This window comes from Streptomyces sp. NPDC087270 (assembly GCF_044744625.1).
In the GTDB taxonomy this organism is placed as follows: Bacteria; Actinomycetota; Actinomycetes; order Streptomycetales; family Streptomycetaceae; genus Actinacidiphila.
In genome coordinates this window covers 105,026-114,278 of record NZ_JBIUYR010000027.1, presented here as the reverse complement: position 1 = coordinate 114,278, position 9,253 = coordinate 105,026, and the positions used below count along the sequence as shown (strand labels likewise).

The following is a 9,253-nucleotide window of genomic DNA, read 5'->3' as shown; positions in this document are numbered from 1 at the left end:
GAACTCCTCGGCACCACTCCCGGCTTCTTGCGCGCCATCGGCGAAGCCCGCCTGATCACCCCGCTCCGCTCCGAGGGCGGCCACCGACGCTACTCCCGCTACCAGCTGCGCATCGCCGCCCGCGCACGGGAACTCGTCGACCAGGGCACCCCCATCGAGGCGGCCTGCCGGATCATCATCCTCGAAGACCAACTTGAAGAAGCCCAACGCCTCAACGAGGCGTACCGCCAGGCCGCGTCCCAGGAGCCGACCGGCAAGTGACCCGCATTCCGCGGAAGCTCAAGGCTGCACCCTTCCACCGAATTCGTCATACGTGGCCATGGTGAAGATGCCCAACTGCCGGCGCGCGGGCAGGAGTTCCACCACCCCCGGAGCCACGCCCGGCGCCCTCCACACGACCGCGCTCGATTCGCCCGTGGGCACCACCGGCCGGCTGGCCACCGCTAGGACGGCCACCGTCCACCATCGCCGCCTTCGCCTCGCATGACACCGTCATCCTCCGCGCAGCCACATGACCGGGAGGGCCACCGGCCCAACGGCCGCAGCGGAGAAGACCGGCCGTGGGGAGGCGGTTCTCCTCTCCCCACGTTTTCGGGGTGGACGTTCTGCTGTGCGGCAGGCCCCGGAGCGATCCTCTCCGTCCGCCGGACATCGTGGAGGTGTTCGCCGGCAACTTATGAAAGGCGACGCTTCGGATGGATCAATATCTATAACCGCTGGATGAGGGTTTGACGTGCCGCGCGAGGAGTGTTCTACGGGTGTGAACAGAGTGCTGTCACGATCCGGGTGCACGCCATTTCCGTGTGCTACTGTCGATCTCAGTTGCAGTTGTGGTTCCCGAAGCTTCAACGCCCGGTCGGTTTCTTCGGCCGCGCGAAGCATTTTGTATTTCCGGTCATCTTCCGGGTGGGGCATCATCGCGGCGACCCGGTGTCCGTGGATCGCGGACACCGGTGTACTGCCCCAGAGGAGATAATGACGTGGCGTCTGGCACTGTGAAGTGGTTCAACGCGGCCAAGGGGTTCGGCTTCATCGAACAGGACGATGGCGGAGCCGATGTCTTCGCCCACTTCTCGAACATCGCCGCCTACGGCCTCCGCGAGCTGCTCGAAGGGCAGAAGGTCACCTTCGACATCGCGTCGAGCCCGAAGGGCCCGCTGGCCGAGAACATCGTTCCCGTCTGAGCCGACGCGTACGTCGTAGCCGGGGCCCACATCCCAAGGGGCCGCGGGCCCCAGCGGGGCTTCCCCCGTCATTCCTCCATCTCCCGGGGTTTTCATTCGCTGGTGTGGGCAGGTGTCCGCGGATGTCTTTCGAGGAACGCAAAACCTTGAATCCGCATGCGGCGACGTCTTGTTTCACGTCCCGTGATGTGACCCCGTTGAATCGCCTGCACCCGTAGTCGGATTCAGCACCGGCTCTCCTCTCGTATTTTGTTCGGCCCGTTCCTGAGATTCCCCGCCGCTCTCTTCCGCTGCGAGAATTCCTTGATACGTGGCCTGGCCCGTATCAAGGAAGGTTTCCATTGAACTCCACACGTACGAATTACCGCGCCTCGCGTAGCCGTACCGCCAGGTCCGCTTACGGCTCCGGCGAAGGTTCGGGCCGGGGCAGCCGCTTCGGCGCACCCGTTTCGAGCCGATCCGCGAGGCCGAGTCGCCCGGGCGGCCAGGGCCGGCGGCCCGCAGCGGCTTCAGGCGAGTTCGCCCTGCCGAGGACGACCACTCCGGCGCTGCCTGCCGTCGACACCTTTGCCGAACTCGACATGCCCGCACCGTTGTTGGCCGCGCTCACCGTGCACGGCATGAGCGTCCCCTTCCCGATCCAGGGTGCGACCTTGCCGAACACCCTCGCGGGCCGTGACGTTCTCGGGCGGGGGCGCACCGGCTCCGGCAAGACCCTCGCCTTCGGCCTGGCCCTGCTGGGCCGTACCGCCGGGCAGCGCGCCGAGCCCCGCCAGCCACTGGCCTTGATCCTCGTGCCGACACGCGAACTGGCACAGCAGGTGACGGACGCTCTCAGCCCCTACGCCCGCTCGGTGAGGCTGCGTCTGGCCACCGTCGTCGGTGGAATGCCCATCGGCCGGCAGGCCAGTGCACTGCGCGGTGGCGCGGAAGTCGTCGTCGCGACGCCGGGCCGCCTCAAGGACCTCATCGACCGTGGGGACTGCCGACTGGACCAGGTCGCGATCACCGTGCTGGACGAGGCCGACCAGATGGCTGACATGGGCTTCATGCCCCAGGTCACCGCACTCCTGGACCAGGTCCGTCCCGAGGGCCAGCGGATGCTGTTCTCCGCCACGCTGGACCGCAATGTCGACCTCCTGGTCCGCCGCTACCTCACCGACCCGGTCGTCCACTCCGTCGACCCGTCAGCCGGCGCGGTCACGACGATGGAACACCACGTCCTGCACGTCCACGGCGCGGACAAGCACCGGACGACGACCGAGATCGCGGCGCGCGAGGGCCGGGTGCTCATGTTCCTGGACACGAAGCACGCCGTCGACCGGCTGACGCGGGATCTGCTGAACAGCGGGGTGAGGGCCGCAGCCCTGCACGGCGGGAAGTCGCAGCCGCAGCGCACCCGGACCCTGGCCCAATTCAAAACCGGGCACGTCACCGTGCTCGTCGCGACGAACGTCGCGGCGCGCGGCATCCACATCGACAACCTCGACCTCGTCGTCAACGTCGACCCGCCCACCGACCACAAGGACTACCTCCACCGCGGCGGCCGCACCGCGCGGGCCGGCGAGTCCGGCAGCGTCGTCACGCTGATCACCCCCAACCAGCGCCGCGCCATGGCCCGCCTCATGGCAGCCGCCGGCATCGCCCCTCAGACCACGCAGGTGTGCCCCGGCGGGGAGGACCTGAGCCGGATCACCGGCGCCCAGGCCCCCTCGGGTGTTCCCGTGACGATCACCGCGCCGGCGGCTGAGCGTGGCAGGCGCGGCCCGGCCTCCCGCGGTCGGCGCCGCCCCGCTGCGGCCGCCCGACGTGCGACCGCCCGGAAGTCCTCCTTCGACGCGGCAGCCTGAAATCTCTCCGTGCTGAGGAAGCCGCCGCGTCTCTTCGACGAGGCACATTTCCTGCCATGACGGCATGTGCACCGCGCCGTCACCCAGACCTGGCCGGTCACCCGCCATCTGGGACAACTCCGCGTACCCGGACCAGGTCCAGCGACGCGACACCCCCGGCAACCGCGGGAAGCCCCCGCCACCGCTGAGGCGGGTCCTGGCGATCCCCGCAACATCCTGGACTCAGGGAGTTGCGGGGATCGCGGATTTTGAGGGCTTGGCGGCGAGGTTCTTCGAGGCGCTGGATCGGGAGGACGGCAGTGTCGCGGGTGCGGCCCGAGCAGTCGGGGTGAGCCGTCACACGGCGGCCGGTTGGGCGCGGAAGGCCGGTGTTCGTGGTCGTGGGAAGCCGGGAACGGGGGCATCCGGGGCCGGCGGAGCATGCCGCTGTCCAGCGTCGCCTCCACGCCCACTGTGATCCGACGCTGCACGGCGACAGCAGAACCCCTGCACCTCGACATCCAGATCGTCTGCCGGTCGCCGTACCTTCAGGTCGAACACCACACCCCGTTTGGTGGTGTCACGCGAAAGACCATGGTGACGAGGTCCGGATTGTGGACGGAGTGGGGTCCACCAGTACATCGTGGTCGCGGGCCGCGTCGCGGAAAGCGCCCGGAGACCGCGGAGTTCAACGCCCCGAAGGCCCTCGTCCACCTCTACCCGGCTATCGTGGGCTGCACGGCCCCCTGTTCTTGACCGTCGTCAGATACGTTCATGATCACGGTCGCCGTCCGCATCCCCCCAGCAACTCACCCGACCTGCGTAGACACCCCAACGATCAAGACTTCGCAGCTGCCGTAGGGCGCTTCCCTCCCACATGATCGTCCGCTATAACACAAACGGCGATGCGCGGGCCTGTGAGGTTCACGATCGGTTGCCTAGGCTTTCCCTGAACGGGGCAGGGGGCGGCGACGGACTGTTTGGAAGGGTGCGGAGCGGTTGAGGACAGCAGACCAGGAGGCAGCGTGAGCAGCGATCGGGACTACAACCGCGCGGGCGGGGCCGGTCCTGGCGACGACCTGTCAGAGTCCGACCGCACCAGTGAGTTGACGATCAGATCGCGGCTGCCCACCTGGTACATGGTGAGCGCGCCGGACGCCGCCGAGCCGGACAGCGCGGAGCCCGAGGACGCGGTGCCCGGGCCGGCAGCCGCGGCCGGGACGTCCGGGACGGCCGGGGCGGCGGCGTCGGTGCCGGCGGCCGCACCGCAGGAGCAGCAGTCGCAGGAAGAGGAAGAAGAGGAAGAGCCGCGCACGCAGATTCTGCGTCGGCCCGTCCTCCAGGGCGGTGCCGGTTTACCGCAGAACCAGCAGCCGCAGCCCGGGACCGCGGGAGCGCCGCAGCGGCTGCCCGCGCGGAGTGGATACGGGTTCCCGCAGTCGGACCAGCCCGCGGCGCCCGGCCTGCCCGCGGCTCCCGTGGCGTCCGGCCCGCCCGCGGCTCCCGCGGCTCCCGTGGCGCCCGCGCCCGTGACCGCGATACCCGCTGCACCTGCTGCGCCCGCGGCACCCGCTGCGCCCACGCCCGCGACCCCCGCCGTGCCGGCGGCACCCGCGACTTCCGGCCCGCCGGAACCACCGACGGGTACCCCGCAGCCGGGTGTCACGCCCGGCGACCCACGGACCGAGCAACCCGGAGTGCCGCAGGGATTCGGCCCTCCCGTCGACCCGCGGGCCGGCGGCTGGCCGACGGTGACGCCCGACCAGCGCCAGCGCACCACGCAGGGCGGCGCGCCTCTCGGCTACACCGCGGCCGTCGAGCTGAGTTCGGAGCGGCTGCTGCGCAACCAGCCGAGGCCGAAGAAGCCCGGTGCCAACGCGCAGCCGTCCCGGTTCAAGCTCGGCGGCAAGAAGGAGGAGGCGGAGCGGAAGCGGAAGCTGGAGCTGATCCGTACGCCGGTGCTGGCGTGTTATCGGATCGCGGTCATCAGCTTGAAGGGCGGGGTCGGCAAGACCACGACCACCACCGCGCTCGGCTCCACCCTCGCCAGTGAGCGGCAGGACAAGATCCTGGCGATCGACGCCAACCCGGACGCGGGCACGCTGGGCCGCCGGGTGCGCCGGGAGACCGGCGCGACCATCCGCGACCTGGTGCAGACGATCCCCTACATCAACAGTTACATGGACATCCGCCGCTTCACCTCGCAGGCGCCCTCCGGTCTGGAGATCATCGCCAACGACGTGGACCCGGCGGTCTCCACGGCCTTCAACGACGAGGACTACCGTCGCGCCATCGACGTGCTGGGCCGCCAGTACCCGGTGATCCTCACCGACTCCGGCACCGGCCTGCTCTACAGCGCCATGCGCGGGGTGTTGGACCTGGCCGACCAGCTGATCATCGTCTCGACACCGTCCGTCGACGGCGCCTCCAGCGCCAGCACCACCCTCGACTGGCTGTCCGCCCACGGATACGCCGAACTCGTCGCCCGCAGCATCACCGTCATCTCCGGCGTCCGCGAGACCGGCAAGATGATCAAGGTCGACGACATCGTGGCGCACTTCCAGACCCGCTGCCGCGGAGTCCAGGTCGTCCCCTTCGACGAACACCTCGCCGCCGGCGCCGAGGTCGACCTCGACATGATGCGGCCCAAGACCCGAGAGGCGTACTTCAACCTCTCCGCCATGGTCGCCGAGGACTTCGTGCGGGCCCAGCAGGCACAGGGCCTGTGGACGCAGGACGGCAGCAATCCGCCGCCCGTACAGGCGCCGTCGATGCCGGGGCAGCCCGGCTACCAGGGCCAGCAGCCAGGCCAATCCGGTCAACCCGGTCAACCCGGCCAGTATCCACCGCCCAACCCGCAACAGGGCTACGGCTACCCGCCACCTCAGCAGTAGCCACCCGCCGCCGAAGCCGGTGAAAGGCCGTCCCCGTGCCGTCCGCACGGGGGCGGCCTTTCACGTGTTGGGAGATCGTCCACCCTTTGGGCCGGCGGCGGGCGGAGCCGGCGCTCCCCGCCGCCATCGCCAGAAACGATCATCTCGTGATCAAATCAAGGAGATTTTGCGAAGTTGTGGAGTGCATGACGATGGGGTGGCCGGACCGTCACGAAGACAACCTATGGTGAGAGGCCGGCCTGACAGCCGTGCAGGCCACCCGCTTCAGCTCGACGAACTCGTCCGTGACCACTGGAAGATCGAGACCCTGCACCATGTTCGCGACCTCGCATTCGCTGACGACGACTCTCTCCTGTGGACCGGCAACACCCTCCGTATGAAGGCGACATGGCGCGAGTTCCCCGTCGCGGCCCGCTGTACTGCCGGAGTGAAGAACATCGCGGCCGGTCCCCGCATCGCATGCGGAGCAACAGGGGTTGAGGTGAGGAGGCTCCGTGCAGCCTGAACGTGTGTCGGAACTCTCCGACCTTCTGACCCGTGCGCGCAGTGCCAGGGCAGGCAAGGGCAACACCGTTCTGGTCCGGTCCGTCTCGGGCATGCGATGTTCCACCTTCCTCGCCGAAGTGGCCGAACGGGTACGGCGCTTGGGCAGCGTGGTGCTGAGCACGTCCTGTTCCCCTTCGGACGCACACAGCCAACTCGGGGTTGTCCGCCAGCTCGTGGCCGCCGCACTCGAGGTCGCCAACAGGGACCGGGCCACCGAGGACGAGGAGTTCCTGCACGGCGTGCTCGAAGGCGCCGGCCCGTTCGACCATCGGCTCTTCGAAGCCCTGCGGGAGGTCTTCGCGCGAGGCGCGCGCCGGCAGCCCCTGGTCGTCGTCGTCGATCACATCCAGTGGATGGACGAGACCTCACTGCGCTGGTTCGCCTATCTGGTACGGCACTTGAACAATCTGCCGGTCCTGCTGGTCCTGGCCTACCGGACCGACGAGACCGCGGTCGACCGCAAGCTGACCGACGACATATCCAAGCGGGACCAGTGTTTCACCCTCACCCTCAGCCCGCTCTCGTCGCACAGCGTACGCGAAGTGGTGGAGGCCGCCTACTCCGGGCAGGGGTGCGACGACGAGTTCGTGCAGGTCTGCGCCGAGACGTCCCGCGGGCGCCCCTCCCGCCTGGACAAGCTGCTGGCGTCCCTGACCGCCGACTTCGTGCCCCCTCGGGCGTCGCAGGTCGAGCAGATACGGCGCTGTGGTGCACGAATAGAGGCCGAGGCCGCCGCCGACCGGCTGCTGCGCCAGCCCGTCCACCTCCGGGAGGTCGCCGAGGTCGCGACGGTGCTCGGTGAAGAAGGCGACTGCGCGGTGATCGCGGACATGCTCAACCTCTACGGGGACGCGATCAGCGGACTCATAGCGGAGCTCACCCCGGTGGGGATCTTTCGCGAGACGGGCGTCTCCGGCCGGTACCGCTTCAGCAGTGCGGAGCTGCGGAGCCTGATCCACCGTGACATGTCCGCCGATGCGCGGCGCTCCCTGCACATGCGGACCGCCCGGCGGCTGAACGATCTGGGGGCCCCGCTGGCGCAGGTCGCCGAGCACCTGCTCCAGGCCGACATGTCCGACGACGCGTGGGCGTGCAGCGTGCTGAAGGAAGCCGCGGACGACGCCCTGAAGACCGGCGACCCCAAGACGTGTGCCAAGTACGCGCGGCGGGTCCTCCGGGACAGGATTCCGGACGAGGAGCGCGCGGAGGTGCTCTGGCTGCTGGGCCGCGCTGAGGCGCTCTTCGCGCCCGCGGCCGCCGACCGCCATCTCGACGAGGCCGTCCGGCTGTTCTCCGATCCCGCGCTCCAGGCGGGGGCGATCGTGGAACGTGCCCACGCGCGAGTCCTGCGGCCGGGCAGCGCCGAGTCGGCTCTGCGTCCGTCCCGGACCGTGCTCGCCCACGTCGACCACAAGGCGTTCGCCGAGCTCGGCGACTCCGAACTGCGCCTGAGCGTGCAGTCCCTGACCCACACGGTCCCTGCCGAGGGCCGGGCGGCGGCCCTGGAGGCGCTCGGCGGTCCCACCCTGAGCATCAACCTCGGAGTCACCCCCGGCGAGCGGGAGTTACTCGCCTCCATCGCCGGCGATCTCGCGTGCAGATCCGAGCCCTGCGATGTCCCGTTGGAGCTGGTGCACCGGGCGCTGGCGGGCGAGCGGCCGTCCGGAAGCGCTTCGATGGTGCTGCTGCTGCGATGTATCACGATACTGACGTGGGCAGGCCATCTGCGGGAAGCGCAGCGCTGGGCCGATCACATGCTGACCGGAGCGCTGGCCACGGACGCGCTCTTCCCGCGGGTGATCGCCCTTTGCCAGCGCGCCAAGATCGCGGTGCGGATGGGCGACCTTCCGGTGGCGCTCGCCGAGGCGGAGCAGGCGCTGGCGCTCACCACCGAACATCACGAGGTGAAGAGCTGCCGTGCGGTCGCGGTGACCGAGGTCGCCAGGGCGCGCGGGGCGATCGGCCACTACGAGGGGGCCGTCGACCTCCTGCAAGGACTCCACGACCTGCCCGCGAGCACCCTGGGCGTGCGGGGGATGTTCCGCCTGCACCTGGGTGACCTGCGGGGCGCACTCGCCGACCTGATGGAGTGCGGGCACCGGCTGGAGGCGCTGGGGATCGTCAACCCCGCCTTGAGCGACTGGCGCAGCCTCGCCGCGCGGGCGTGGAAACAGCTCGGCAACGACAAGGAGGCTCGCGAGCTCGCGGAGGCGGAGGTCGAACTGGCCCGCCGCTGGGGCGATCTCGCGGTGGTGGGCCGGTCGTTGCGCTCGCTGGGGGAGGTGAGTTCGGGGGCGGCGGCGGAGCGCGCGTTCGCCGAGTCGGTGGCCCTGCTCGAACAGACCGACGCCCGGCTCCAGTTGGCGCTCTCGCTCGTCGCGGCGGGCCAGGCGCACGGGCGCAACGGCTCTCTCGCACAGGCCAGGCGGGCGCTGCACCGGGGGATGCTGCTCGCCGAGGAGTCGGGGGCGCGTTCGCTCACCACCGAGGCGCGCAAATCGCTGCTCGCCGCGGGGGGACGGCTTCGGCGCACCCCGGCGTCCGGAGTGCCGGCCCTCACGCCGACCGAGCACCGCGTCGCCATGCACGCCGCCCGGGGGCGGACCAACAGGAGCATCGCCGACCTGCTGCACATCACCCCGCGCACCGTCGAGGTCCATCTCACCCGCGTCTACGGCAAGTTGTCCATACCGGGACGGACCGCCCTGGCCGACGCCCTCGGCGTCAACTGCGCCGGGAGCGGGAACAAGCGCGTCAAGTCCTGACGGAACGCGGTCCGTGGCATGGCCGGCCGCATCTT

5 protein-coding genes are annotated in these 9,253 nt (G+C 69.9%); all 5 read left to right on the top strand.

What is annotated here, in order from left to right; genetic code table 11:
- Positions 1–261, top strand: a 261-nt coding sequence (locus ACIPAE_RS36760) for a MerR family transcriptional regulator (RefSeq protein WP_402451353.1), incomplete at its 5' end; no start/stop codon positions are given.
- A gap of 719 nt (positions 262–980) precedes the next feature.
- Entirely contained in the window at positions 981–1,184 is a 204-nt protein-coding gene (locus ACIPAE_RS36755; RefSeq protein ID WP_366412347.1) for a cold-shock protein, read from the top strand.
- Between the two features lie 341 nt (positions 1,185–1,525).
- On the top strand, positions 1,526–3,034 hold the full coding sequence (locus ACIPAE_RS36750; protein ID WP_402451351.1) for a DEAD/DEAH box helicase: 1,509 nt from the start codon (positions 1,526–1,528) through the stop codon (positions 3,032–3,034).
- A 1,004-nt stretch (positions 3,035–4,038) separates the two neighbouring features.
- On the top strand, positions 4,039–5,907 hold the full coding sequence (locus ACIPAE_RS36745) for a MinD/ParA family protein (protein WP_402451348.1): 1,869 nt from the start codon (positions 4,039–4,041) through the stop codon (positions 5,905–5,907).
- Positions 5,908–6,401: 494 nt separating this feature from the next.
- A complete protein-coding gene (locus tag ACIPAE_RS36740) occupies positions 6,402–9,218 on the top strand; it encodes an AAA family ATPase (RefSeq protein WP_402451346.1) in 2,817 nt (938 codons plus the stop codon).
- Positions 9,219–9,253: the final 35 nt, after the last annotated feature.